Origin of the sequence: Desulfococcus multivorans (assembly GCF_001854245.1) — a bacterium.
GTDB lineage: Bacteria > Desulfobacterota > Desulfobacteria > Desulfobacterales > Desulfococcaceae > Desulfococcus > Desulfococcus multivorans.
Map to the genome: position 1 here is coordinate 3,767,856 of NZ_CP015381.1, position 25,178 is coordinate 3,793,033.

Here is a 25,178-nt window from a genome sequence, read left to right on the forward strand (position 1 = left end):
CGACACATCGAGACCATTCAAACCGTGGAAGGCCGGCATTCCATGCCGGAATGGACCGCTTTCCCCTATTGCAACAGGTTTTTCTCATGCAGACGAACACATCTATGATTTTAAGACGGCTCGGGCTGGGCGTCGTCACGCTGCTGGTTATCTCCGTGCTCATTTTTCTGGGCGTGGAAGCCCTTCCCGGGGACCTCGCCGAGGCGGTCCTGGGCCAGAGCGCCACCCCCGAGACGGTGGAGGCCTTCCAAAAGGAGCTGAAGCTGGACCTGCCGCCCTACACCCGCTATTTTTCCTGGCTGGTATCCTTCATGCAGGGCGACTTCGGAAACTCCCTGGCCAACGGCCGGCCCATCGCGGAACTCATCGGCTGGCGCCTCTCCAACACCCTCTTCCTGGCCGGCATCACGGCGCTGATCTCCATTCCCCTTGCCGTGGTCCTGGGCATCCTCGCCGCGCTCTACCGGAACACCCTCTTCGATCGATTCATCTCTATCGGGACCCTGAGCGCCATCTCCTTTCCGGAGTTTTTCGTCGCCTACATCCTGATCGCCGTTTTCTCCGTTCAGCTGGCGATGTTCCCAAGCATGTCCAACATCGGCCCGCGGATGTCCCTGCTCCAGAAAATCCATGCCGTGGCCCTGCCCTGCCTGACCCTCACCCTGGTGGTCATGGCCCACATGATGCGCATGACCCGGGCGGCCATCATCAACGTGCTCACCAGCCCGTTCATCGAAATGGCGCGCCTGAAAGGGCTCTCGTGGAAGCGGGTGATCCTCCACCACGCCTTCCCCAACGCGCTCTCCCCCATCATCAACGTGGTGGTGCTGAACCTGGCCTACCTGGTGGTCGGGGTGGTGGTGGTGGAGGTGGTCTTCGTCTACCCGGGGCTGGGGCAGCTCCTGGTCGATTCCGTCGCCAAGCGGGACATCCCGGTGGTCCAGGCCGTCGGGCTCATCTTCGCCTTCACCTACGTCTTTCTCAATCTGAGCGCCGACATCCTCTCCACCCTCAGCAACCCCAGGTTGAGAAACCCCAAATAGCCCGCGGGCCCCGCAGGCCCCGCAGAAAAAGATCGGAAAAAGATCGGAAGAAAAAGACCGCCCATGCAACAGATCAAGAGAGACAAGGAGCCTCCGGAATGACCGCAATCAAACTGCTGAAAAAATCCCCCGCCAGCGCCCGCATCGGGATGATCATCATCCTCCTCAACCTCCTGGCCATGATCCTGGCGCCCGTCATCGCCCCCTATCCGGAAACCGCGGTGGTCGGAGACGTCTGGGTGACGTCGAGCGCCGAAAACCTGCTGGGAACCGATCAGCTGGGCAGGGACATGCTGACGCGCCTCGCCTACGGCGCCCGCAACACCATCACCATCGCCCTGCTCATCACCCTCATCTCCTTCACCGTCGGGGCCGCCTGCGGGTTCATGGCCGCAACCCTCAAGGGGTGGACGGACCAGGTGATCAGCCGCATCGTCGACATCATCATGGCCTTCCCCACGCTGATTTTCGCCCTCATGGTCCTTTCGGTCATGGGAACCGCCATCCCCGTCCTCGTCGTCGTCATCGCCATCCTCGATTCCACCCGCGTCTACCGCCTGGCCCGGGCCGTCGCCATGGACATCGAGGTGATGGAGTTCATCGAGGTCGCCCGGCTCCGGGGAGAGAAGCTCTGGTGGATCATGCGCCGGGAGATCCTCCCCAACGCCATGCCGCCGCTCATCGCCGAGTTCGGCCTCCGCTTCTGCTTCGTGTTCCTGTTCATCAGCGCCCTCAGCTTCCTGGGACTGGGCATTCAGCCCCCCGACGGCCGACTGGGGGAGCATGGTTCGCGAGAACGCGGGCGCCATCACCTTCGGCATCCTCACGCCCCTCTATCCGGCGGCGGCCATCGCCGTTTTGACCATCGGCGTCAACCTGGTGGTCGACTGGTTCCTGCACCAGAGCAGCCGGCTCAGAAACCATTAAAGAAAACAGGGCGGCCCGCCATGGATCGGCGGCACCGCCCTCAAGATTCAGGAGACGCACCCATGCCCCATCTTTTGGACATTAAAAATCTTGTCATCGAAGCGAGAACAGGCGAACAGTGGCGGCCGGTCATCAAGGGCATCGACATGGTCCTCGATCGGGGCGAAGTCCTGGGCCTTATCGGAGAGTCCGGCGCCGGAAAATCGACCCTCGGCCTGGCGGCCATGGCCTACACCCGCACCGGCTGCCGAATCCGCTCGGGATCCGTCGTCTTCGACGGCATGGACCTGATTGCCCTCTCCAAACGTGAACAGCGAAAGCTGCGCGGGGTCAGGATCGCCTACGTGGCCCAGAGCGCCGCCGCCGCCTTCAACCCGGCCCACCAGCTGATCCACCAGTTCGCCGAGCTGCCGGTGCAGCACGGCATCATGTCCTACCCCGAGGCGGAAAAAAAGGCCGTCGACCTCTACCGCAGGCTCCACCTGCCCGACCCCGAACGGATCGGGTACCGCTACCCCCACCAGGTATCGGGCGGGCAGCTGCAGCGGGCCATGGTGGCCATGGCCATGGCCGGAGATCCGGATATCATCATCTTCGACGAACCGACCACCGCCCTGGACGTGACCACCCAGATCGAGGTTCTGGCGGCCATCAAGGAGGTGATCCAGGCCCAGCAGACCGCCGCCATCTACATCACCCACGATCTGGCCGTCGTGGCCCAGCTGGCCGACCGCATCATGGTGCTCCGAAACGGCGACCTGGTGGAGGAGGGCGAAGCCAGGGAACTTCTGGAAAATCCCCGGCAAGAATACACGCGGGATCTGATCGCCATCCGCTCCCTCCGCGAGGACAAGGATGTCCGGACGCGAAAGACGGACAACATCCTGGAGATCGAAGGCGTCTCGGCGGCCTACCGCCCGGGCGTCCCGGTGATCCGGGACATCGACCTCTCCATTGCGCCGAAGAAGACCGTGGCCGTCGTGGGGGAGTCGGGCAGCGGCAAGAGCACCCTCGCCCGGGTCGTCACCGGCCTGCTGCCGCCCTATGAAGGCCGGATCCGCTTCGACGGGCAGGCGCTGCCGCCGGACTTCAGGAACAGGGACCTGGAGGTGCTCCGCCGCATGCAGATGGTCTACCAGATGCCCGACGTGGCCCTCAATCCCCGCCAGAAGATCCGGCGGATCATCGGCCGGCCCCTGGAATTCTATTTCGGCACCACCGGGCAGGCCCGGGAGGAGCGCATCCTGGCGTTGCTGGAGATGGTCGAGCTCCCGGCCAGGTACATCTCCCGGTACCCGTCCGAGCTCTCGGGCGGCGAGAAGCAGCGGATCTGCATCGCCCGCGCCTTGGCGGCCAATCCGGACCTCATCATCTGCGACGAGGTCACCTCTGCCCTCGACCCGCTGGTGGCCGAGGGGGTCCTGGCCCTGCTGCAGGATCTCCAGAACGAACTGGGCGTTTCCTACCTGTTCATCACCCACGACCTGACCACGGTCAAAGCCATCGCCGACGAGATCGTGGTGATGCTCAAAGGGCGCATCGTGGAGCAGGGAAGCAAGCGGGAAATCCTCAAGCCGCCCCACCACGAATACACTGAACTGCTCCTCTCCTCGGTGCCGGAGATGGACCCGGACTGGCTCGACAATCTGCTCGAGGAACGCGAAACGGAAGAAGCGTAGGAAATTGGGGTCGGGCCAAGCAAATCTCCCGGAATCACTTCGAATACATGCCATAAAAAGCCAGAATATCGCCTTAGAAGCGCATTTTTGGGGTCAAAAACGCCGGTCTAAGGGAAAATCCGTCGACCCCGATGCCGCCCGAACGGCTTAAACCGCCATTTTTGCACCCGAAAACAGCCGTTTAAGCCCTGAAAACAGCTGTTTTTGGATGAATAATTTATGGATTTCGGACACTTGACTTGGCCCGACCCCTACGTAGGTAATTGATAATTATGAATTATGAATTATGAATTGATGGTTAGTAACCCCATAATCACCCTAAAATCCTAACACCCTTACCCCCAATTTATCTCAATAAAAATCCCGCACCCCGCCTTGCATTGTCGTGCCATGTCGGTGATGGTCTTGCCGGGGAAGCGGGTTTCGAGGACGAGGGCCAGGTTCATTCCCGGGGTGTAGGCGTTGTCGGTGAGAAGGGTGTTGAGCATGGGGGCGATGTCGGGGGAGCGCACGGGGTCGCCCGGGGTCCACGGGGCGCGGAGGTCCCAGAAGGTCCTGAGGGGGCGCTGGTCCGCCAGGAGCGCGGCCCGCAGGGCCGGTGTGGTGGGCGGGGCCGGGTCGAGGGTGAGGCCGATATCCGCGGCCATGGGGTCCGACACCTGCCCCGCGGTCTTGGCAACGGCGGCGATCTCGTCGCACCCGGCAGTGGAGACGGCGTCGTTGAGGCTGATGTTGACGTGGTTGAGCATCCGGCCCGGCCCCACGGGGGTGCAGGGGACGAGAAAAACAGTGGGCGCGTCAAAGGGCGCCTCGGTGTACAGCGACCCCACCGGCTGGCCTCCGGTGTCGTTGACGGTGATCCAGAGGCCGGCCCCGCCGTTGCCCTCGGGATCGATCCTGAACCGGAGATGGGTGACGCCGTCGAGGATAAGGGGCGGCTCGAGCCCGCTGAGGTCGAGGCCCTCCGGCGGGATCCGCCACCGGCCGTCGGCCCACTCCCCCCAGGCTGCATAGTCGCTCCCGGTCCAGGCCCCAAGGGGCGTGAGGTCCCGGACCAGGATCTCCCCGCCGTCGGCCGTAAAGGCCAGGACAGCCGAGCCCACCCGCCCGGGCGGGATCTGCAAGTTCTCGAAGAAGACCACGGACCGGAGAAGCCCGTCCGCTTCGGTGCGGCCCAGGACGATGAGGGGCGCGTCAGGGCTGGTTGCAGTCGCGTCGAACAGGCCGCCTTCGCCCCCGGCGTCGCAGTGCCCGGCCAGGGTGCAGCCGATCCGCCGGGGGGTGGTGTCCGGCGGCGGCACCGCATGGGCCGCGTTGGCCGTGAAGGCGACCCGGGTGGCCGCCAGGAGTTCGTCGGGGGAGTGGCCGTAGCTTCCCATGAAATCGACCATCTCCGTGGTGCTCTCGGGATCCGCCTGCAGGAGGTCGTACTCGCAGAGCCCCGCCTCCCGGAACATCAGCAGGATGAAGCGTTTGTCCGCGCTCTGCCACGCGGCCGGACCCACGGTCCTTCCGCCGAAGGTGTCGCCGGTGCTGACGACGCCCTTGTATTCCATTTGCCATCTCTTTTCCGCGCCGGCCTGGATGAGATCGGCCAGCAGCCGCGAACAGGGTTTGAATGCCATGAATTTGCTCCTTTCTCTTTTCCCGTCTGTTGAAGGTTGAAGGCTGAAAAGGCGCACCTGCGCCAAACAGCCCCCTTATCCCCCCTTCACCCTTCAGTCTTCAGCCTTCAGCCTCCCAAAGGTTGAAGGCTGGAAAGCCCCACCTGCGACAAACACCGCCCTTCTCCCCCCTTCAGCCTTCAGTCTTCAGCCTTCAGCCTCCCGAAGGTGCCTTTCAATTGTTGAGGGTGTACGCGTCCAGAAGCCACTCCCGGATCGCCGGCTTGGGGACGGCCCATCGCTTGCCGACCCGGAACGCGTCGAGATCGCCGGTCTTGAGTGCCCTGTAGACCGCGCTCTTGCTCAGCTCCAGGATGCCCGGCAGCTCCCGGGGGGAATAGACCTCCCGCGAAAAGGTTTCGTCAAACCACGGGGGGAACCATGTCGGGGTCAGGGGAGCGAAATCACTGTCGTCTCTCATGAAAAGGCCTCCTTTCTTCAGTTGGCAGTTGGGGTCGGGCCAAGCAAATCTCCCGGAATCACTTCGGATACATGCCATAAAAAGCCCGAATATCGCCTTAGAAGCGCATTTTTGGGGTCAAAAACGCCGGTCTAAGGGAAAATCCGTCGACCCCGATGCCGCCCGAATGGCTTAAACCGGCGTTTTTGCACCCGAAAACAGCCGTTTAAGCCCTGAAAACGCCTGTTTTTGGATGAATAACTTATGGATTTCGGACACTTGACTTGGCCCGACCCCTACGTAGCATAAATTTTGTAATGGGTTGCGAAAGGAGGGACTTTTGAGAAAAAAATTCGCGGCGGCGTGAACGAGGCAAGGAGCGCGGCCCCTCGCCCCAGCCCCTGGGGGGCTCAATCCTTGGGGAGCTCAATTATCGATCATTCAACCCTTCCCCCATCCCGCGGATACTCCGCCAACAGCCATTCCCGGATTGCCGGCCTGGGGATCAGCAGGCGGCCCCCGAGCTTGATGGCATCGAGTTTGCCATAGGAGATGGATCGATAAACGTGGTCCTTGCCCAGTTCCAGGGTTTCGAAGATCTCCTTTGGCGAATAGATGTCCTTACAAAATTTCCGATCGAACCATTTCTCGAATTCTGTCGGTATGTGCAGTCGCATGAATCATCCTCAATGTATGGGTGGTGGGTGGGCGGGTGCGCCCCCGGCGCCCGACCGGGCCGGAGGGGTTTTAGCCGATGGAACAAGCGACCCCGGAACGTCGCGCCGCCCGCGATGCGCGCGTTCATGATCGCGCCTGAGGCACGCCCCGGGCCCTCCTCTTTCCCGGCAGCTGCCTATCTTATAATTTTAGTTATACCATTTATCTATATTTCAAATACCGAAAAAAGTGTAAAAAGAAAACAAAAAAAAGAAAAAAAATGCCGTTCACTTTACAAACAATCACACACATCCGTTTCCCCCCAATCCGCTTGACAACGGTCCGACTCTGCCGTTATTTTCACACACGTCTACCCCGCCCCGCCCCGGAGGATGATTCGATATGAGCGACATGATGAAACCGGAGAGCCTGCAGGACCGCATCATCGAGATCCGGGGCCTGCAGGTGTTGCTGGATGCCGACGTCGCCGAGATCTACGGCGTCGAGACCAAACGCGTCAACGAGGCGGTCCGGAACAACCCCGACAAGTTTCCGGCCGGATACGTTCTGCAGCTGACCCGGCAGGAGTGGGCGGCATTGAAGTCGAAATTTTCGACTTCAAAAAGGGGCGGGAAGGTCAAGCCCCCCAAGGCGTTTCCTGAAAAGGGCCTCTACATGCTGGCCACCATCCTCAAGAGCCCCCAGGCGGTCCGGGCCACCCTCTCGATCATCGAGACCTTTTCCAAGCTCCGGGAACTCAGCCGCAACATCCGGACCCTCGCCGCCACCGACGACAAGGACCGGCAGAAGAGCCTGATGCAGCAGAGCGGCGAACTCATCGCCGAGCTCCTGGACGACGACCTCCACACCACCGACACCGAAACCTCCATCGAACTCAACTTCGCCGTCCTCAAGTTCAAGCACACGGTCAAGCGGAAAAAGGAATCGTAGGGCGGCCCCTATAGCTGTCTCCCCTTCTGATCCTTCTTCCCTTCTCTTTATTCTTGTTAGTTGCGGCAGGTTTGCGGGTGGTTTGCGCCTGGTTTGCGCCTGCTTTGCGGGAAGGTTTGCGGGCTGCGGTGGAAGCGGCACGACAACCCACCGATTTCATAACGATCACACCCCGACCGCACTATGCGCCTTTGCCTGCGGCAATTTCGGGTTTCTGGAATCGAAAATGCAATTGGGGTCGGGCCAAGACAATCCTCCGGAATCACGTCAAATACATGCCATAAAACGCCCGAATATCGCCTTAGAAGCCCATTTTCGGGGTCAAAAACACCGGTTTAAGAAAAAATCGTCGCCCCCGATGCCGCCCGAACCGCTTAAACCGTCATTTTTGACCCCGAAAACAGCCGTTTAAGCCCGAAAAACGCCTGATTTTGGATGAATAATTTTTGAATTTCGGACACTTGTCTTGGCCCGACCCCATACGATGAGGCGATCCGCTTTCTTCACGAAATTTACCTTTGAGGTTGATTTGAAACAGAAAGAAGGCTATTTTGATCGTAAAGTCCTCGAAAGAAACGCCATGGAACCTCTCAAAAAAGCCCGTTCAAAAGCCCCGATGTCATCAAAAGAAGACGTGCTGCGCTATTTGAAAGAGAACAAGCACTTTTTCCAGGAGACGTTCGGCGTCACCCGTATCGGAATTTTCGGAAGCTTCGCACAGGACCGGCAGATGGATTCAAGCGATATCGATATGGTCGTGGAATTTGAAAAGGACAAAAAAAACATCCACAATTTTCTTCGTCTGAAAAGGTTCCTGGAACACCAACTGGAACGAAAAGTAGACCTCGGATTCGAGCATGCCCTGAAACCGGCAGTAAGAGAAAAAATCAGGGGAACAATTCTTTATGGGTGAGAGGGACGTTCGCCTTTATTGTTCGGATATATTGGAATCCGGAAACGCCATCCTCGAATACATCAAAAATTTTTCCTTTGAGGAATTACTTGTCTTGGCCCGACCCCTACGACCCTCCCCTACGCCCCCCAATTCCGGGCACTTGACTTGATCCGACCCCTATGCCACACTATGCCGCATAAGGAGGTGTCTCAAATGGGCGCTCAACTGACGGGCACCGACATCATTGCCCTTTTAAGAGCGGAGAAGCCTTATTTGAACGAGAAATTCGGCGTGGTAAATATCGGCCTTTTTGGCTCATTTGCCAGGGAATCTCCCAACGATGACAGCGACATCGACTTGATGGTTGAACTGAAAGAACCGCGGTTCGACTGGCTTGCAGGCCTGCAGATCTACCTTGAAAACAAATTCGACCGGAAAATAGAGATCGTTCGGAAGGGAAACAGTCTGAACACTCGATTTACCAGGCGAATTGAAAAAGACGTGATTTATGCCTGATGATCTGGTCATCGAAAATCTGCAGAGTATCATCGCGTCGGTTGAATTGATTGAAACTCGTTTTTCCGAGATAACCTGCCCAGAAGACTTCATCATGAGCGCCGACGGCAATTGGGGTCGGGCCAAACCAATTACCTGGAATCACATCAAATACATGCCATAAACCGCCCGAATATCGCCTTAGAAGCCCATTTTCGGGGTCAAAAACGCCCGTCTAAGAAAAAATCGACGCCCCCGATGCCGCCCGAACCGCTTAAACCGTCATTTTTAACCCCAAAAACAGCCGTTTAAGCCCAAAAAACGCCCGTTTTTAGAATAATTATCTTTTAATTCCAATCTCTTGGCTTGGCCCGACCCCACACCCTCCAATCGCCTACAACTTTTTTTATAATTTTTTCTTGACACCCGCCCGCATTGATGCCATTAAGTTCACCCGATGAACAAAGCTGAACAAGACATACGGATGCGGATCCTCAGGATCCTGGAATCCGCCGACCACGAGATCACCCAGCGGGAGATGGCCCGCCGCCTGGGCATCAGCCTGGGCAAGACCAACTACTGCCTCGCCGGCCTCGTGGAAAAAGGCTACATCCGCATCCAGCGCTTCAAGAACAGCAACAACAAGGCGGCTTACGCCTACACCCTCACCCCCAAGGGGATCCGGGAGCGCATCCGCCTCACGGTCAACTTCCTGGGCCGGAAGATGCGGGAATACGAGCTCCTGAAACACGAGATCGCCCAACTCGAAAAAGAAGTGGCGACACTGGGCGTCTCAAACAAATAAGTTAGTATTTCAGCTACTTATAAACTGATTGGGGATGTAATTCAGAAGGCGGAGCTATCTCGAGAGGCAGGGCGTCAAGGTTTTAAAGTTTCAGGGTTTTAAGGTTTCAGGGGGGCTGCCGTTTGCATCGTATCCGAGCCGGCAGCGGGTAATGCGCGGGAATTGACATCGGAATCCACTCGGTTTATCCACATCCCAAAGGACGTTGCAGCTCAATTTCGAATCCAGGTTGATATCGCCGCAGAAACGCACTTGCTCCGAAAACTCACGACAAGCGACCCCAAACACATCTCCGCCGCCATTACCCGACAGCCCCCTGAAACTCTAAAACCCTGAAACGATAAACACATAGCCACTAATCACTGATAACCCCATAACCGCCAAAAAACATTCATGCCGCCATCCACCCCCGCAGATAAAGACATGCTCGAAGCCGAAGAAGGCCTCGAACCGGATTCCGGGGAAGTCTATCCTGATGCGGTGGTCAAAATCAGTCGCGATCAATACAGCGCCTTTGAAATCAAGCGGATGGCCGAGGAGACCAGGGAGCTTGTCGTCGCCCCGCCGTTCCAGAGAGGTTTGGTCTGGAAACCGGAGCAGAAACGCGAGCTGGTCGAAAGCATCCTGATGGGGATTCCCATACCCGTGATCTATGTGTTTGAAGACGAAAACGGCAAAAAGCAGTTGGTCGACGGGCGTCAACGGATCAGCACCATCATCGCTTTCATGAACAACGAGTTCAGTCTGGCCAATCTCAAGATGCTGCCGGCATTCAACGGCAAAAAATTCCAGGACCTGGAGCCGATTTACAGAAGCAAGGTCGAACGTTACCAGATTTCGGTGTATGTTATCGAACCCCCCACACCCGAAAGGGTCAAATACGATATCTTCGACCGGGTAAACCGGGGTGGCACCCGACTCAACAACCAGGAAATGCGCAATGCGCTCTATATCGGCCAGGCCACCGACCTGTTGGAAGCGTTGAGCAAATCGAAGCGCTTCAAGAAGGCCACCGGAAACGGCATCAAGCCCACTCGCATGCGTGACCGCTACGTCATTTTACGCTTTCTTGCCTTCTATCTGCTGAAGACCCGTAAATTAGACTTCAAATACAAAAGTGATATCGACGACTTGCTCGCCGAAACCATGAAACGCATCAACAGGATGCAAAAAAGTGAAGTCGATACATTGAAAAATGTTTTTCTCACGGCCATGCAACGAAGTCATGCCGTCCTGGGTCCTGACGGCTTCCGGTTCGCGCCCACGAATGTCAACCGGCGGCCCGTCAATATGGCGCTGTTTGAAGTGCTCACCTATTTTTTCGCCGTAACGGCCACCGAAGCCTGCGACGCCGAAAAGCTCCAAGCCGAGCTTGACGCTCTGAAAAATTCCTTTGACCGAAGCGGTTATTTCAGCAGCAAGGTGGACAGCCGCAGTTCGGTAGATTATCGCTTCGGCGAAGTCGAACGGCTTTCCGGGAGCCTTGAATGCTGACGCGTATCAGTATCACCGGCTACAAATGTCTGGATCGATGCGAGCCGGCCCTGGCGCCCCTGACGCTGCTGGTCGGTCCCAATGCCTCGGGCAAATCGACGGTGCTCCAGGCCATGCTCCTTTCCTTTTCAGCCTTCAAGCAACAGCGTCAACCCTACCTCAAAGAGGTGGTAAAACCCTATGCCCAGTTTGAGGAGGTGTATTGCCGCTATTCCAATGCCAAAGAGATACGCATTGACATCGATGCCGACGCCGGCCGGTGCACGTTCATCCTGAATCGGTCGGAAGCCAAAAAGACACGGACGCCGAAAATGGTGTTACCGGCATACGAAGAATCTCTCTTCTATCTATCGGCCGGCCGTTCCGGCCCCGAGGAAATCTCCGAGCTGAACCAGGAGATGCGTATCGGGCAGCACGGCCAATATGCCGTGGGCTTTCTGGAACAACGCAAGGACAAGCCGGTTCATGCGGATCTCATCCGGCCCGAAGCCCATGCCAACACCCTCAAGGCCCAACTGGCCTGGTGGCTTTCTTACATCATCGGCGTGGAAACGGAAGCCCGGACGGAAAAAATCACCGCCGCAAGCGTCAAGACAACCTTTCACACCGAGGGCATCGAGAGCATTTCGCCCTTCAATACCGGTGCCGGTAACAGCTTTCTGCTGAAATTGCTCGTCATGTGCCTGACGGCCCAACCCGGCGACCTGCTGTTGATCGAAAACCCGGAAATCCACCTTCACCCGGGCGCCCAGTCAAGGTTAGGCGGACTGTTTGCCTATATTGCATCGAGAGGGGTTCAGATCCTCGCCGAAACCCACTGCGAGCACCTCATCAACCGGATACGTTACGAGACATATAAAAAACAAATATCTCCGGCCGATGTGATCATCCATTACAAACCCGGTGTCCGGGATCCCTTTGAAACCCTGTTCATCAACGAACGCGGCCACTTCTGTGACAACGACCGGAAAGAAAAGCCGTTTCCAACCGGTTTTTTCGATTCAACACTGGCGGAACTCCTGGAAATCAGCTGATGCAGTTCTCTATAGCCATGGAAGACGATCTGTATGAAGCATTTCACCGTTTCAAACATGGAAACCCGCACGACACCCAGGTGATTGAAAAGCTCCTGCATCTCTACAAGCCGCCCCATATTACCAATGTCAGCCAGTTGAAACGGCTGAAAATCGACGATCTTCCGTTGGCATCCCAGCTTGCACAGGCGGGCTTGACTTCCCAAACCATCGAAGAACTGGCCCAAAAAACCACCTACAAAATTGCACTGTCCCAACAGCACGGATATTTCCCATACGTAAACATTCATGGCGACCTGCTGCGGAACAACTATACCATAACCTGCAGACCGGGTGAATCACGGGAGAAAGCCCTGCAATACATCCAGGCACTTCTCGAAGATGCGAAAAACGTGATCATCTGCGACCGATACCTGAAAAACAATTGGGGCACCGCCCAAAGCATATTGGATGTTTTTCCGCAAAAGCAACTGACGATCGAATATGTACATCAGTTGGACCAAAACATTCTATCCGGTATTAAAAGGCAATGTAGTCAATGGAAAATCAGGAGAACCCGCGACAATGTCTATCAACGTCACCATGATCGCTACCTGCGCATCGACAGCCAGATGGAAATCGTGATCACCAGCGGTATTGATTATCTGTTCGACAACAACAAGGAATGCACCCTGGTCTTTCAGACCATTTCGAAGACCTGAGACGAATTTCCATAGGCAATCGGTCAATCGGGCGTCAACCGGGGTCGGGCCAAGACAATCGCCTGAAATCACAACCAATACATCCCAAAAACCGCCCGAATATCGCCTTAGCCGCCCATTTTCAGGGTCAAAAACACCCGTCTAAGGAAAAAATCGGCAACCCCAACACCCCCGAACCGCTTAAACCGTCATTTTTGACCCCAAAAACACCCGTTTAAGCTCAAAAAAACCCCAATTTCGAATGAATAACTCATGAATTTCAAACACTTGACTTGGCCCGACCCCAACACAACCTTAGGCTGAAGGCTATAGACCATGGAGCTGCTTCCGTGCTAAACACCGCACGCATCCCCTTCAGTCTTCAGTCTTCAGCCTCATCACATAAACACTTAACCCCCTAAAACCTTAAAACCCTAACACCCTAACACCTTTTTATCTTATGAAAAAAGCCCTAATCACCGGTATCACCGGCCAGGACGGCGCCTATCTCGCCGAGTTTCTGCTTGAGAAGAATTACGAGGTCCACGGCATCAAGCGGCGGGCATCCTCCTTCAATACCGCCCGGGTGGATCACATCTACCAGGACGCCCACGAGGAGGGGGTCCGGTTCTTCATGCACTACGGCGACCTCACCGACGCCACCAACCTGATCCGCATCATCCAGGAAATCCAGCCGGACGAGATTTACAACCTGGCGGCCCAGAGCCACGTGAAGGTCTCCTTCGAAACCCCGGAGTACACGGCCAACACCGACGCCCTGGGCACCCTCCGCCTGCTGGAGGCCATCCGCATCCTGGGCCTCGAGAAAAAGACGCGCATCTACCAGGCCTCCACCAGCGAGATGTACGGCAAGGTCCAGGAGATCCCCCAGACGGAGACCACGCCCTTCTACCCCCGAAGCCCATACGGCGCGGCCAAGGTCTATGCCTACTGGATCACGGTCAACTACCGGGAGGCGTACAACATCTATGCCTGCAACGGCATCCTCTTCAACCACGAGTCGCCGATCCGGGGGGAGACCTTTGTCACCCGCAAGATCACCCGGGCCGTGGCCCGCATCAAGCTGGGCCTCCAGGACAAGCTCTACCTGGGCAACCTCGACGCCAAGCGCGACTGGGGCTTTGCCGGGGACTACGTCCGCCTGATGTGGATGATGCTCCAGCAGGACACGCCCGACGACTACGTCATCGCCACCGGCGAGACCCACGCGGTGCGCGAGTTCGTAGAAAAGGCCTTCACGGCGGCGGGCTTCGACATCGGCTGGGCGGGCGAGGGCGTGAACGAAGTCGGCAGGGACGCCGCCACCGGCCGGGTCCTGGTGCGCATCGACCCCCGCTACTTCCGCCCCACCGAGGTGGACTTCCTCCTGGGCGACCCGTCCAAGGCCCGGGAGAAGCTGGGCTGGGAACCCCGGGTCTCCTTTGACGAGCTCGTCCGCATGATGGTGGCCGCCGACCTCGAGGAGGCCAAAAAGGACGCCCTGTGCGAGAAGAGCGGCTTCAGGATCTATCACAACTTCGAATAGCCGGGGGAACCTCACATGGATAAAGACAACCGCATCTTCATCGCCGGCCACCGGGGCCTGGTGGGCAGCGCCCTCTGCCGGCAGCTCGCGGCCGCCGGACACACGGCCCTCATCACCCGGACCCACGCGGACCTGGACCTGACCGACCCGAACGCCGTGGCCGATTTCTTTTCACGAGAGCAGCCCGAATACGTGTTCCTGGCGGCGGCCAAGGTGGGGGGCATCCACGCCAACAACACCTATCCGGCGGACTTCATCTACCAGAACCTGCAGATCCAGAACACCGTCATCCACCAGGCCTTTCTCCACGGGGTGAAGCGGCTCCTCTTCCTGGGCAGCTCCTGCATCTACCCCAAGCTCTGTCCCCAGCCCATGAAAGAGTCCTATCTGATGACCGGGCCCCTGGAGCCCACCAATTCCGCCTATGCAACCGCCAAGATCGCCGGGATCGAGATGTGCCGGGCCTACAACCGGCAGCACGGCACCCGGTTCATCCCGGTGATGCCCACCAACCTCTACGGCCCCAACGACAACTTCGACCTGGAGACCTCCCACGTCCTGCCGGCCCTCATCCGCAAGTTCCACCTGGCCAAACTGGCGGCCAACAACGACCGGGACGGCATCGCGGCGGACGAACGCCGATTCGGCCCCATCCCCAGGGAGATCCGGGCCTCGCTGGAAGACATCGCCGGCCCCCGGGGCGGCATGGTGATGCTGTGGGGCTCGGGAACCCCCAAGCGGGAATTCCTCCACGTGGACGACATGGCCGCGGCCTGCATCCACCTGATGCGCCTCCCCTGGAAAATCCTCCAGACCGCCGCCGACGACCCCTTCCTCTTCAACATCGGCACCGGCACAGACCTCACCATCCGCGAACTGGCCAACGTCATCTCCCACGCCGTCGGCTACCAGGGCGAAATCCTCTTCGACGCCGACAAACCCGACGGCACACCGCGGAAGCTGCTCGACGTCTCAAGACTCCAGAACCTGGGGTGGCGGGCCAAAATCAGCCTTGAAGAAGGTATTCGCCAGACATATCGATGGTACGCGGAACAGAAGTAATTGATAATTTTGAATGTTGAATTTTGAATTATGAATTCACCATTCACCATCCCCCATTCAACATTCAACATTCATAATTCAACATTCACAATTCATAATTCATAACTCTCTATGCAAACACCATACGCACAAACCCTAACCCAAATCCAATCAAGTCCCCAAACCTGGTTCATCACCGGCGTTTCCGGCTTCATCGGCTCAAATCTGCTCGAAACCCTGCTCCGCCTCAACCAACCCGTCATCGGGCTGGACAATTTTTCCACGGGGCATCGGCGAAACCTGGACGAGGTGAAGGGCCGGGTTTCTCCGGAGCAGTGGGCCGGGTTCCGGTTCATCGAGGGGGATATCCGGGATCTTGAGACCTGCCGGGAGGCCTGCCAGGGCGTGGAGATCGTCCTTCACGAGGCGGCCTTGGGCTCCGTGCCCCGGTCCATGGAAGACCCGATCTTCACCAACGCCAACAACATCGACGGGTTCCTGAACATGCTGGTGGCGGCCCGGGACGCAAAGGTGAAGCGGTTCGTGTATGCGGCCTCCAGCTCCACCTACGGGGACCACCCGGGCCTGCCCAAGGTGGAGGACCGGATCGGACGCCCCCTGTCGCCCTATGCCGTCACCAAATACGTCAACGAGCTCTACGCCGCGGTCTTTGCCGACGCCTACGGCCTGGAGAACATCGGCCTGCGCTACTTCAACATCTTCGGCCCCCGCCAGGACCCGGACGGCGCCTATGCCGCGGTCATCCCCAAATGGTTCTCCGCCATGCTCACCAACGACCCGGTTTACATCAACGGCGACGGCGAAACCAGCCGGGACTTCTGCTTCATCGACAACTGCGTCCAGGCCAACCTCCTGGCCGCCCTCACCCGGAACCCCAACGCCGTGAACCAGGTCTACAACGTGGCCTTCGGGGAACGGACCACCCTGAACGACCTGTTCCACATGATCCAAAACCTGGTGGCCAAAACCCGGCCCGAAGCCGCAACCCTCCAGCCGGTCTACCGGGACTTCCGGCCCGGGGATGTGAGGCATTCGCTGGCGGATATCGGCAAGGCCAGGGAGTTGCTGGGGTATGGGCCGGGATTTTCGGTGCGGGAGGGGTTGGAGAAGGCGGGGGGGTGGTATGTGGGGTTTTTTTCGGATTCCCTGTAGAAAATATGAATTCGTTCGGTAAGCGGAGGGCGGAGGGCAGAAAAATGCCCATTTCGCGTAATTGTTCGCCAGCCAAATACAATAAAACTGATATTCCTAAACTCATCACAGCAGGCATAGAACAAATCACCGATACTGCGGTGGTCGGTTTCCATACGAATGTTGCCGACTCCTGATTTTTAACGGACACGATCGTGGAGGCCGGAATTCCAGCACGCCCCTGTCGTTTATAAAGCTTCTGGTAGATCGTTGTCAGGTCCCGTTTCTGTCCATCATGTTCATAGTGGATCCTGGACGTTTTCTTCAGCATGACAATCACATCCAGATGCTTCCGCAGGACGGCAATATTTGACTGCATGGTGAACCACCTGTCCATGAGCAAATAGCGGGCATTGATGCCGGCCTTGAGGATGCGTTCGACCATCGGCCCCAGATGCCCGGTTGCTTTCATGGTGGCATCCTGTCGCCGTCGATACTCACAGCAGCGTTTATCGACCTGTTTCGTGGCCTCCTGATATCGATTTTTGGTCTTAGCGGATGATAACATTTCGAAATCTAACGGCAGGGTGCTGACACCGTCGGACCAGCAAACGGTCAACAACCTATAACCTCGCAGGTATTAAACCGGCAACTATCTACATAAACAGACCATATTTTTCTTGATCAAATATTTTAGGTTGTTAGCAATACTCTTAACAACTTCTTGTTCGGATCTTTAATTGCCGAATTAATATCAACCGGTGCTGTGATCAAAGACCCGGCTCAACAGCTCCACCTTTTTTGACCGTGAGCGGTCGCAGGTGCTGTCGTCAATGATGAGCATATCCTCACGCTGCTCATCGGTCAGTCGGCTGAAAATGCCGTGTATTCGTACAGCAAGAATCAATAACAGCCGTCGCCAGTTGAATGTGCAGCCCTTGAGCAAATCATAAGCGGCATCTTTACCGACAATGGCATCTTTGTTGGTAACAATTTCGCGGAAGAAATTGTTACCGAGAAACGGCAGAGCAAATATCGTTACTATCAAAAAATGATGGTTTCGTAAAAAGCCGTCCGTAAAAATTTTGTAAGCGATCACGGGGATATCTAACTTCCCCTTCTACAAAATATGATATTTCTCACTAGGTTTTTTATGCACTATCTGGTATTCTAATTTCCATGATGAAGTACCGTCCATTCACAGAAGAAGACTGGCAGGCAACCCCTGAACCTGTAAGAAAAGCATTTGAATTTTTGGAACAGCAGGTTGAAATCCTGACCCGGCGCCTCGATGAACTGGAAAATCGAATCAACAGGAACTCCGGGAATTCAAACAAGCCGCCGTCTTCAGACAATCCCTACAAGAAGAAACCAAAGCGCAAAGCCGTCCAGAAGCGAGCCGGCGCCAAAAAAGGGCACAAAGGGCATATCCAAAAACGTATGATGCCCACTGAAATTGTCATTCTCAAGCCGGAACGTTGCCCCTGCGGCAATCGGCATTTTCCAAAAACGAAGCCGTTTTACGTGCATCAGGTCATCGAGCTGCCTGAAATCAAGATGGACGTGACGCACTTTCTCCATTCAACCGACTGTCCGAAATGCGGCGTCGAAAACAGGGCGGAACTTCAACCCGAAAACAGGACCGGCTTTGGCCCCAGACTGACTGCCCTGATCGGTGATCTGGCCGGAAATCACGGAAACAGCCGGACCAGCATCCAGGAATTCTGCGATTCGACCCTGAACTTTCACATCAGCCTCGGCGCGGTCCAGAATGTCATCGATCGGGTGTCGCAGGCAATCGAGCCTCACTATGAAACCATCGGAACAAAGATCAGACGAGCCCTCAAGGCTCATATCGACGAAACATCTTTTCCCAGGAGCGGCGACCTCGAGTGGCTCTGGGTCATGGCCAACGATGATGAAGCCTTCTTTAAAATCCATCCAAACCGCTCGAAAGAGGCCTTCGAGGCGTTGATTGAAAAATGGAACGGCATCCTGATCAGCGACGACTATGGCGTTTATCAGAAATGGGCCGCCGGGCGACAGACCTGCCTGGCACATCTGATCCGCAGGGCCAAAGGATTGAGAGAAAGAAGGGACCCCGGCATTGCCAAATTTGGGGTCTGGTGCATGAGTGAACTTCAACGATTGTGCAACATGGCGAAAAAGCTGCTTACCCAGGGAGAATGGAACGCCTTTTATGCAAGGCTCTGCCGGTTGATCGGGCTTTATCGTGATGAGAAAAACGATGCCGGACGAATGGCGCGCCGCCTTGACAAGGAGATTGAATCCCTGTTTGTATTCCTTGACGAGGAGGGCATTGATCCCACCAATAACCATGCCGAAAGAATGCTGCGTTATGCTGTCATCTGGCGAAAGCGAAGCCAGGGGACTGAGAGTACAAAAGGGCAGCGCTGGGTAGAGCGCATTCTGACACTTCGCCATACCTGCAGACTCAGGTCCAGGAAACTTTTCCCTGTACTCGTCGATGCCGTGCAGTGTTTCTTCAAAGAGCTGAATCCAGACATGGCCTGGATTTCCTGATATTTTTCAAGTACCCTCTGATCGCTTACAAAATTTTTACTACAATATGAAGTGTGTTTGGCTTTCATTAAAAACGATATGATGTGGTCAAAAATCCAGATTTTTACTTTTTACGAGACCGTCAAAAAATGAACACTGTATCCGAGTGTTTTCGAGCACCACACTGGTGAAGCAACGTGTCGATCCGGAAATGATCAAAAAAGTTATGAATTTTGCTGCTGACATGAATAGCATCTTGAGCTTCGGATCGAATTTTGTCATGTTTCATTTGAGCCCTTTCCTCTTGATATTATATTATTTTGTGGCAAATTCACTATAAATCAAAGAAATCGGCTCTTAAAGTTTTTTATTTTCTATTTCAAAATGTTAAACAACTTTACTCCAAAGTTTGGCTAACCTCGAAAGTTGAGTAGAAAAGAAATCGGAATACAAAAATGAGCGAAAACCAAGTAGGTAAAATGAAAAAAATATGCCTCATCAGCCATTGTTTTGATCCAATTTTTGCTGGCTATGCTAAACAAGGGTCGCGCGTTGCCAGAGCAGTAGCCGATCGCGGTATCTATGATTTTGTCATCGTGACACGTAAATTTGAACAGTTACCTGGAAAAGACCGGGTTAACGGCTTTACAGTAATAAGGATCGGCTCACCAATTTTGGATAATATCTCACCCCAACTTGGCTACTTGGCTTTCATCATTTTCCTTGCTTGGCATCTGTTATTTAATGCAAGAAAGTATTGCATTTTACATTGTTTATCGGGTTTCGCTCCTGCTGGTGTTGCGGGCATTTTAGGGAAATTATTTAATTTGCCAACAATAATCAAGATTGCACAAGGAGAGGTAAGACCTCGCTCATCTTTTCAGCAAAAACTAAGACTTAATTTATGGCTTCTGCCTGCCAGCTTAGCCGATTGTTTTATCGTTTTAAGTCCTGAAAGCAAAGAATTTCTCCGCGCTGCTGCCATACCTGATTTCAAAATCAAGCATTTTACAAATGGAGTGGATGTTAATATCTTTAGACAAGTTGAAGATCAAAATCAGAAAAATATTTTACGAAGGAAATTAAATATTAGAGAGTGCAGCATATTGGTTTTATATGTTGGCCTCATCCATCCTCGAAAAGGTATAGATCTACTATTGGATGCCTGGGAAAATATTTCAAGAACAATAGATCAGGCGTTTTTGTTGCTCATAGGACCCAAAGGTAATACGTTCAAAACATCACCTTGCGACGATAATACAAATCTATACCAACGATCAATTTCAGAACGACTCAATCGAAAAATTCTGCAAAATACTACTGAATGGCGGGACCAGACACCCAATATCAATGAATATATGATGGCGGCAGATGTTTTTGTATTGCCGTCCTTCGCTGAGGGGCAGCCAAATGTACTCCTCGAAGCTATGGCGTCAGGCTTAGCTTGCATAGCAACCGATTTAAGCGGAATAAAAGATTTCATAGCTTCTCCAGATCACGGCACGATCGTGAAACAAGGTTCCGCTGATGCATTGGGAAAGGCGCTTTCTGAGATGATAAATAAATATCCAGAAGTGCGACGAAAAATGGGCAGATTATCTCGAAAGGAAATAGTTAAAAACTGTTCCATTGAATCAGTTGCCATAACTTATGAAGAACTTTATGAAAACCTTCAAAGCCGTATAGATGGCACAAAGCATTCCGGCAATATTCAGCTAAAATCATAAGGCCTTACAGTGCATAAATAATTTGTATCTGCTCTATTGCTAATTACAAAACGCATCACCATAAATGATAGTTTGATTTGCAAGATCTCAGAGGTTCTACCTCAAACACTTTGCATTTTTTAAGGAAGCGACCGCCACGACACCGAGGAAGCACCCATCGAAGATGCTCAACGTGATCTCTTTCAGCCGGAACTGGTCTAGTTCATCAATCCAAGGCATGAACTGGTCGAGCTTGCGGACAAGATTAACTGGCAATGGTTCAAGGATTTCTTCGGCGCTACATATTGCCCGGACAACGTGCTGCTGGGCATAGGTATCAGATTAATGGTGGCCCTGCAATATCTCAAAACATCTACAACGTTAATAACATTGGCCTTGTAGCGTCAAAGTGCACCTCATGACATTTACAATAGCTCTGAAAGACAACCCCTTAATTAGACGGATAGGCAAAAACTTTTCTATTGGTTTTGTCGGATCTGTTCTTTTGCTCATTTTCTCTCTTTTACGCACGACATTGCTAACAAAAAATCTCCCAATAGCTGATTATGGCCGAATCTTGGTGGTTATGAATTTTTTTAGTTTTATGGCCATGCTTTTCGGACTACGCGTAAATGATTTTATTTATCGATTTTACCCACAATTCAATAATCGACTAGGGCATAATGAACTAAAAGGAATTGTATTTATATCTTTTATTTTATCATTTACTGTTGGTTTCGTTATCGCGGTTGGCACCTATATGTCTGCTTATTGGGTTGCTGAAATTTTTTACAAAGACCCAAGCTATGCACCACTGTTTCGAATTTTCGCAATAGCTGCTTTTTTTATTGCTTTTGAGGGGTTTTATAGTTCTATTCTTAGACTACATGATCGGTTTATCCTTATCATACTTCCTCAGATAACCGGTGCCGCTTTTTCATTGGGTATAATAGCATATCAACTAGTATACGCGGGATCCGTTACAATTAAACTTGCGATATGGGCAATAACAGCAGGCATGTTGATAACGGCCCTTTCTGCATTATTGTTTTCTATCCTATGCATTTTGCCGCTACTGCGCTGTACAAAAGGTACGGGCATTCGATCTTTAAAAAAACATCGTCGAAACATTTTTTCGACTCTTTTTCAGACAAATCTGACGGGATACTTGAAGCTTGGGTCTGACACAGGAGGTATGTTTTTGTTGGGTATCCTTGCAACACCTAACCAGGTCGCTCTTTATGGAATCGCCAGGCAACTGGCCAAGGTACTGCAAGTCGTTCAAAATAATGTTCAAAACGCTCTTACTCCTGAAATTGTTTCACTTTGGGCGCAACAAAAGATCAAACAACTATATGAATTGATAAATGCCTATTCCAAAATTTCTCTTATTTCAGGCGCTATTATCGCCTGTGTTGCCGCGATAGTGTCCAAACCGATCATATTGGCTTTTACCACTCCGGATTACCTTAATGCCTTACCAGTTTTTTATGTATTTATTTTTACAATCTATATGACATTCGTTTCCTTAGTGTTTTTCCCCCTTGCTCTGGCCATGAATCAAATGGCCAGAAGGAATTTGGTTGTATCAATACGGTTTGTGTATCTTCTCATTGGTATCATTTTGGGCCTAAATGCCATGATGCTGGCCATGGTAGAATTGTTTGGCGCGCTGACTACCAGATTATTGAATGATATCCCATTGCTTAGAAATTTGCGACGTATTTATAATACTGAACTGTAAAACATATTTTGGGGATTCAAGAATGAAATTATTAACTATTGGACTTGACGGTGGAGACAAAAGAATCATTCAGGAAATGCCCATGCCGAACCTGCATAAGATATTGGCGCAAAATATTTGTCTGGATGTTCAAGAAGATCTATGGAGCCGCGGTTGGGCAGAAATTTTGTGCGGTGTTCATGGCCGAGAATCCGGGGCATTTTACGCTAAACCCAAGCTGGATGGAAGCCACAATACAACTCAGAAGTTCAGTGTTTACGATTACGATCTCAATCCTGATATAAAGCCCCTTTGGGCAAGGTTATGTGAGAAAGGCCATAGCGTTGGGTTTATGAATGTACCTAGCATGATGCCCGCGCCAACAGTAAATGGATTTGCAGTAGCGGGTGGTGGCGCGGGTGCCGCTACGAGTGGAGCATCTGTCATTCCTTTGGAAGGCTGCTACCCAAATGAAGCGCGAGATTTGTTAATAAAAAAAGGATATATCGTTGATACTCGGTTTGTTTCTTGTGGATTGCGCGATGAAAGCGCATTCCTTAATCGGCTTGTTCATATGACTAAGATCAGGACCAATGCTTTTATCTGTCTTCAAGATCGCTTCCATGTGCGATTCGGTTTTGTTGCATTTATGGCAATTTGTAGGGTTCAATATTTAGCCATGAGCGAGATCGAAGCATTAATTCAAAATAAGGGGTTGCCTGCAAATTCGTTTCAGGAAAAGCTTCTTGTTTTTTATGAACAGATTGATGAATATATCGGTAAAATCATGGGCTGTGTCTCACCTGAGCATGTAATGTTTGTATCGGATCACGGACAGAGTCCCCGACTTTACAGCGTTAACGTCAATGAATGGTTAACCAAATCAGGTTTTCAGCATCCCAAAGCCAAATCTTCAGGTACCTTTAAGCAGGCCATAAAAGCCGCTACCGGTATTTTTCCACAAAGCTTTAAAAAACATCTTGTTCGAACGGCCCCTGGACTTAGTGCGAAGCTCGCCGGCATGAATGCCGATTGGAACCGCACCAAGGCCTTTGGAGTGAGGTATGTGCCCGGTATTTATATCAATGACCAAAGCCGATTTGCAGGTCCTGTGAGCAACGACACAGAAAGTGTGCATCTTGCGCAGGAGATTGTTGAACAATTCAACGGCAACGAAGAGGCGAAAAAAAACAACTTGAAAGCGCGAATATACCGGAATCAATACAATCAGTCAAGATATGAAGCTCTGTTACCGGACATCTGGATCGACCATCCCGACGCCTATTTTTTCGAACAAAATGGAGCGTTCATTGAACCAAACAAGGACTACGGGCCTATCAAAAACCTTGCTCGCGTTGAGCGAGACATGTTTACGGGCATCAAGGGAAGACATCCCCTCTTTTGCGTTGATCCGGCCTTAGCCGGCCTGATTCGGAAAAGCGACGAACCCAGCCTTACCTTGGCCTACAAGCTTATTTTGAGAGGCATGGAATTATGAAAATCGGTATATTAACTTATCATCGAGTTGTTAACGATGGCTCTGTTGTGCAGGCCTATTGTCTTGAAAAACTGATTCGTTCTTACTACCCTAACGCAACGATCGAATTAGTGGACTATCGACCTTGGCGTGGTGAAAAACAGGAACATCTCAAAATCTTGACAAAGCGTTATCCATTTGTACGGTATAGTTACTGGAACAAATTGCGCAGTATCCGTGTTTTTATAAAAAATAACTTCCAGGGAAAAAGCCCTTCCTGTATAACTGATAATATAGAAAAGGCTCGCAGATTCATTGATGCACAAAGTTATGATGCTGTAATCGTAGGGAGTGATACGGTTTGGGAAGGAAGGCCAAGCGGTTTTGCTCCTCACTCTCCCAATATCTATTTCTTACCCGATTTGCCTTCAATTAAAAAAATCGCTTTTGCTTCATCTGCAGACCCAATCATCTCATCATATGCGAACAATGTGAACCGTGCAGAAAAAATTCGTGCCGCTATTGAAGCGTTCAATTTTATCTCAGTCCGAGATGATTCAACAAGAGATTATCTGGTGAACCTGGGGATTTCCTCTGAACGGATTCATTTCATGCCTGATCCGACCTTATTATGGGATTTAAATTCAATAGTTGATCATTCAATAGCAAAATATTCTAACAATAAGCCATTGGCTGGTATTGCAATCGGCATTGGAAATACATCAGTTAAAGGACAAATGACCGAACAACTTATCCAAAACGGTTTTGATGTGATAGATCTTGAACGTCCGAAACAGATAGAAAAGTATTTCTCTCAGCCTCAATCCCTCAACCAACGCCTGGGCCTCTATTCGAATTTGAATATGATCGTGACCGATCGATTTCATGGAAGTATCTTTACGCTATTATTGGCCGGGGCACCGGTACTTTTTGTGGAAACTTCCTCTAAATGGCCTGATCGTAACAGCAAAGGAAGGGATCTTTTTCGACGGTTGGGCCTGGAGGAAATGGTTTGGCGTTATGATGTGAATGCACCGGAATCTGGACTTGTTCGAAACCGATTAAATAGATGGAATGACCTATCCAAACAAATTCAAGGACGAATTCAGTCTTTGCGATATTCAGCGAAAAATACACTTGAGAAAATGTTTCAATGCCTTGAATAATAGCAATGAAAAGTTCACCATTTACGCGAAAATAAAATTTTACAGCCCCGCATTAAAAGTTCGCCTATCACACAGGCGATAGGCCGGAACAAGGCGATCCCAACGCAATCATAAAGGTTA

Annotated in this window: 22 protein-coding genes; 18 read left to right on the forward strand and 4 right to left on the reverse strand. The window is 52.8% G+C overall.

Features of this window, described 5'->3' with window-relative positions:
- The first annotated feature begins 86 nt into the window (after positions 1-86).
- Positions 87-1,043 carry an ABC transporter permease gene (locus dmul_RS16435; RefSeq protein WP_020878585.1) on the forward strand — a complete coding sequence of 319 codons (957 nt, stop codon included), beginning with the start codon at positions 87-89 and terminating at the stop codon, positions 1,041-1,043.
- A gap of 98 nt (positions 1,044-1,141) precedes the next feature.
- Positions 1,142-3,649, forward strand: a complete 2,508-nt coding sequence (locus dmul_RS20980) for an ABC transporter ATP-binding protein/permease (protein ID WP_236885998.1) — start codon at positions 1,142-1,144, stop codon at positions 3,647-3,649.
- A 335-nt stretch (positions 3,650-3,984) separates the two neighbouring features.
- Here the strand turns inward: dmul_RS20980 and dmul_RS16445 are convergent, their stop codons facing one another.
- From dmul_RS16445 to dmul_RS16455, 3 genes are all read right to left on the reverse strand, one after another.
- Positions 3,985-5,274 (reverse strand): hypothetical protein, encoded by a 1,290-nt coding sequence (locus dmul_RS16445; RefSeq protein ID WP_020878582.1) that lies wholly within the window; start codon positions 5,272-5,274, stop codon positions 3,985-3,987.
- A 214-nt stretch (positions 5,275-5,488) separates the two neighbouring features.
- Positions 5,489-5,734 (reverse strand): helix-turn-helix domain-containing protein, encoded by a 246-nt coding sequence (locus dmul_RS16450; RefSeq protein WP_020878581.1) that lies wholly within the window; start codon positions 5,732-5,734, stop codon positions 5,489-5,491.
- 416 nt (positions 5,735-6,150) lie between these two features.
- Positions 6,151-6,390: an excisionase family DNA-binding protein gene (locus tag dmul_RS16455; protein ID WP_020878580.1), complete on the reverse strand. Its 240-nt coding sequence runs from the start codon at positions 6,388-6,390 to the stop codon at positions 6,151-6,153.
- Positions 6,391-6,772: 382 nt separating this feature from the next.
- On the opposite strand from dmul_RS16455, the gene dmul_RS16460 reads away from it, so the two are divergent.
- From dmul_RS16460 to dmul_RS16505, 11 genes are all read left to right on the forward strand, one after another.
- Entirely contained in the window at positions 6,773-7,321 is a 549-nt protein-coding gene (locus dmul_RS16460) for an ORF6N domain-containing protein (RefSeq protein ID WP_020878579.1), read from the forward strand.
- Between the two features lie 529 nt (positions 7,322-7,850).
- The gene (locus dmul_RS16465) at positions 7,851-8,234 is read left to right on the forward strand and encodes a nucleotidyltransferase family protein (RefSeq protein ID WP_020878578.1); all 384 of its coding nucleotides are present in this window, start codon (positions 7,851-7,853) and stop codon (positions 8,232-8,234) included.
- Between the two features lie 195 nt (positions 8,235-8,429).
- Complete coding sequence (locus dmul_RS16470; protein ID WP_020878577.1) at positions 8,430-8,732, forward strand: nucleotidyltransferase family protein; 303 nt, start codon at positions 8,430-8,432, stop codon at positions 8,730-8,732.
- A complete protein-coding gene (locus dmul_RS20340) occupies positions 8,725-8,895 on the forward strand; it encodes a hypothetical protein (protein ID WP_153302762.1) in 171 nt (56 codons plus the stop codon). The genes dmul_RS16470 and dmul_RS20340 overlap by 8 nt, the downstream gene beginning before the upstream one ends.
- A 273-nt stretch (positions 8,896-9,168) precedes the next feature.
- The gene (locus dmul_RS16475) at positions 9,169-9,516 is read left to right on the forward strand and encodes a MarR family EPS-associated transcriptional regulator (protein WP_040416676.1); all 348 of its coding nucleotides are present in this window, start codon (positions 9,169-9,171) and stop codon (positions 9,514-9,516) included.
- Between the two features lie 423 nt (positions 9,517-9,939).
- On the forward strand, positions 9,940-11,010 hold the full coding sequence (locus dmul_RS16480) for a DUF262 domain-containing protein (protein ID WP_200809348.1): 1,071 nt from the start codon (positions 9,940-9,942) through the stop codon (positions 11,008-11,010).
- Positions 11,004-12,044 carry an AAA family ATPase gene (locus dmul_RS16485; protein ID WP_020878574.1) on the forward strand — a complete coding sequence of 347 codons (1,041 nt, stop codon included), beginning with the start codon at positions 11,004-11,006 and terminating at the stop codon, positions 12,042-12,044. Before dmul_RS16480 ends, dmul_RS16485 begins: the two co-directional genes overlap by 7 nt.
- Positions 12,044-12,745: a hypothetical protein gene (locus dmul_RS16490; RefSeq protein ID WP_020878573.1), complete on the forward strand. Its 702-nt coding sequence runs from the start codon at positions 12,044-12,046 to the stop codon at positions 12,743-12,745. Before dmul_RS16485 ends, dmul_RS16490 begins: the two co-directional genes overlap by 1 nt.
- 439 nt (positions 12,746-13,184) lie before the next feature.
- Positions 13,185-14,270: a GDP-mannose 4,6-dehydratase gene (gene gmd / locus dmul_RS16495; RefSeq protein WP_020878572.1), complete on the forward strand. Its 1,086-nt coding sequence runs from the start codon at positions 13,185-13,187 to the stop codon at positions 14,268-14,270.
- Positions 14,271-14,285: 15 nt separating this feature from the next.
- A complete protein-coding gene (locus dmul_RS16500) occupies positions 14,286-15,332 on the forward strand; it encodes a GDP-L-fucose synthase family protein (protein ID WP_020878571.1) in 1,047 nt (348 codons plus the stop codon).
- 111 nt (positions 15,333-15,443) lie between these two features.
- Positions 15,444-16,484, forward strand: a complete 1,041-nt coding sequence (locus dmul_RS16505; protein ID WP_020878570.1) for an SDR family oxidoreductase — start codon at positions 15,444-15,446, stop codon at positions 16,482-16,484.
- Between the two features lie 733 nt (positions 16,485-17,217).
- On the opposite strand, the gene dmul_RS16510 is transcribed toward dmul_RS16505, so the two are convergent.
- A complete protein-coding gene (locus dmul_RS16510) occupies positions 17,218-17,562 on the reverse strand; it encodes a hypothetical protein (protein ID WP_020878568.1) in 345 nt (114 codons plus the stop codon).
- An 80-nt stretch (positions 17,563-17,642) separates the two neighbouring features.
- Here dmul_RS16510 and tnpC point away from each other — a divergent pair, with 80 nt between their 5' ends.
- The 5 genes from tnpC to dmul_RS19830 all read left to right on the forward strand — a co-directional run bounded on the left by tnpC (position 17,643) and on the right by dmul_RS19830 (position 25,058).
- Positions 17,643-19,007, forward strand: a complete 1,365-nt coding sequence (gene tnpC / locus dmul_RS16515; protein WP_020878567.1) for an IS66 family transposase — start codon at positions 17,643-17,645, stop codon at positions 19,005-19,007.
- A 434-nt stretch (positions 19,008-19,441) separates the two neighbouring features.
- Positions 19,442-20,713 (forward strand): glycosyltransferase family 4 protein, encoded by a 1,272-nt coding sequence (locus dmul_RS16520; RefSeq protein ID WP_040416672.1) that lies wholly within the window; start codon positions 19,442-19,444, stop codon positions 20,711-20,713.
- Positions 20,714-21,110: 397 nt separating this feature from the next.
- Positions 21,111-22,436 (forward strand): lipopolysaccharide biosynthesis protein, encoded by a 1,326-nt coding sequence (locus tag dmul_RS16525; protein ID WP_020878564.1) that lies wholly within the window; start codon positions 21,111-21,113, stop codon positions 22,434-22,436.
- Between the two features lie 22 nt (positions 22,437-22,458).
- Positions 22,459-23,913 (forward strand): alkaline phosphatase family protein, encoded by a 1,455-nt coding sequence (locus dmul_RS16530; RefSeq protein WP_040416670.1) that lies wholly within the window; start codon positions 22,459-22,461, stop codon positions 23,911-23,913.
- Positions 23,910-25,058, forward strand: coding sequence for a polysaccharide pyruvyl transferase family protein (locus dmul_RS19830; protein ID WP_020878562.1), 1,149 nt, complete (start codon positions 23,910-23,912; stop codon positions 25,056-25,058). The genes dmul_RS16530 and dmul_RS19830 overlap by 4 nt, the downstream gene beginning before the upstream one ends.
- The last annotated feature ends 120 nt before the right edge of the window (positions 25,059-25,178 follow it).

What these genes read in the sequence shown, in the direction of transcription:
- dmul_RS16435 (WP_020878585.1), top strand. Translation starts at nt 87, where the DNA reads ATGCAGACGAACACATCTATGATTTTAAGACGGCTCGGGCTGGGCGTC.
- dmul_RS20980 (WP_236885998.1), top strand. Translation starts at nt 1,142, where the DNA reads ATGACCGCAATCAAACTGCTGAAAAAATCCCCCGCCAGCGCCCGCATC.
- dmul_RS16445 (WP_020878582.1), bottom strand. Translation starts at nt 5,274, where the DNA reads ATGGCATTCAAACCCTGTTCGCGGCTGCTGGCCGATCTCATCCAGGCC.
- dmul_RS16450 (WP_020878581.1), bottom strand. Translation starts at nt 5,734, where the DNA reads ATGAGAGACGACAGTGATTTCGCTCCCCTGACCCCGACATGGTTCCCC.
- dmul_RS16455 (WP_020878580.1), bottom strand. Translation starts at nt 6,390, where the DNA reads ATGCGACTGCACATACCGACAGAATTCGAGAAATGGTTCGATCGGAAA.
- dmul_RS16460 (WP_020878579.1), top strand. Translation starts at nt 6,773, where the DNA reads ATGAGCGACATGATGAAACCGGAGAGCCTGCAGGACCGCATCATCGAG.
- dmul_RS16470 (WP_020878577.1), top strand. Translation starts at nt 8,430, where the DNA reads ATGGGCGCTCAACTGACGGGCACCGACATCATTGCCCTTTTAAGAGCG.
- dmul_RS20340 (WP_153302762.1), top strand. Translation starts at nt 8,725, where the DNA reads ATGCCTGATGATCTGGTCATCGAAAATCTGCAGAGTATCATCGCGTCG.
- dmul_RS16475 (WP_040416676.1), top strand. Translation starts at nt 9,169, where the DNA reads ATGAACAAAGCTGAACAAGACATACGGATGCGGATCCTCAGGATCCTG.
- dmul_RS16480 (WP_200809348.1), top strand. Translation starts at nt 9,940, where the DNA reads ATGCTCGAAGCCGAAGAAGGCCTCGAACCGGATTCCGGGGAAGTCTAT.
- dmul_RS16485 (WP_020878574.1), top strand. Translation starts at nt 11,004, where the DNA reads ATGCTGACGCGTATCAGTATCACCGGCTACAAATGTCTGGATCGATGC.
- dmul_RS16490 (WP_020878573.1), top strand. Translation starts at nt 12,044, where the DNA reads ATGCAGTTCTCTATAGCCATGGAAGACGATCTGTATGAAGCATTTCAC.
- gmd (WP_020878572.1), top strand. Translation starts at nt 13,185, where the DNA reads ATGAAAAAAGCCCTAATCACCGGTATCACCGGCCAGGACGGCGCCTAT.
- dmul_RS16500 (WP_020878571.1), top strand. Translation starts at nt 14,286, where the DNA reads ATGGATAAAGACAACCGCATCTTCATCGCCGGCCACCGGGGCCTGGTG.
- dmul_RS16505 (WP_020878570.1), top strand. Translation starts at nt 15,444, where the DNA reads ATGCAAACACCATACGCACAAACCCTAACCCAAATCCAATCAAGTCCC.
- tnpC (WP_020878567.1), top strand. Translation starts at nt 17,643, where the DNA reads ATGATGAAGTACCGTCCATTCACAGAAGAAGACTGGCAGGCAACCCCT.
- dmul_RS16520 (WP_040416672.1), top strand. Translation starts at nt 19,442, where the DNA reads ATGAGCGAAAACCAAGTAGGTAAAATGAAAAAAATATGCCTCATCAGC.
- dmul_RS16525 (WP_020878564.1), top strand. Translation starts at nt 21,111, where the DNA reads ATGACATTTACAATAGCTCTGAAAGACAACCCCTTAATTAGACGGATA.
- dmul_RS16530 (WP_040416670.1), top strand. Translation starts at nt 22,459, where the DNA reads ATGAAATTATTAACTATTGGACTTGACGGTGGAGACAAAAGAATCATT.
- dmul_RS19830 (WP_020878562.1), top strand. Translation starts at nt 23,910, where the DNA reads ATGAAAATCGGTATATTAACTTATCATCGAGTTGTTAACGATGGCTCT.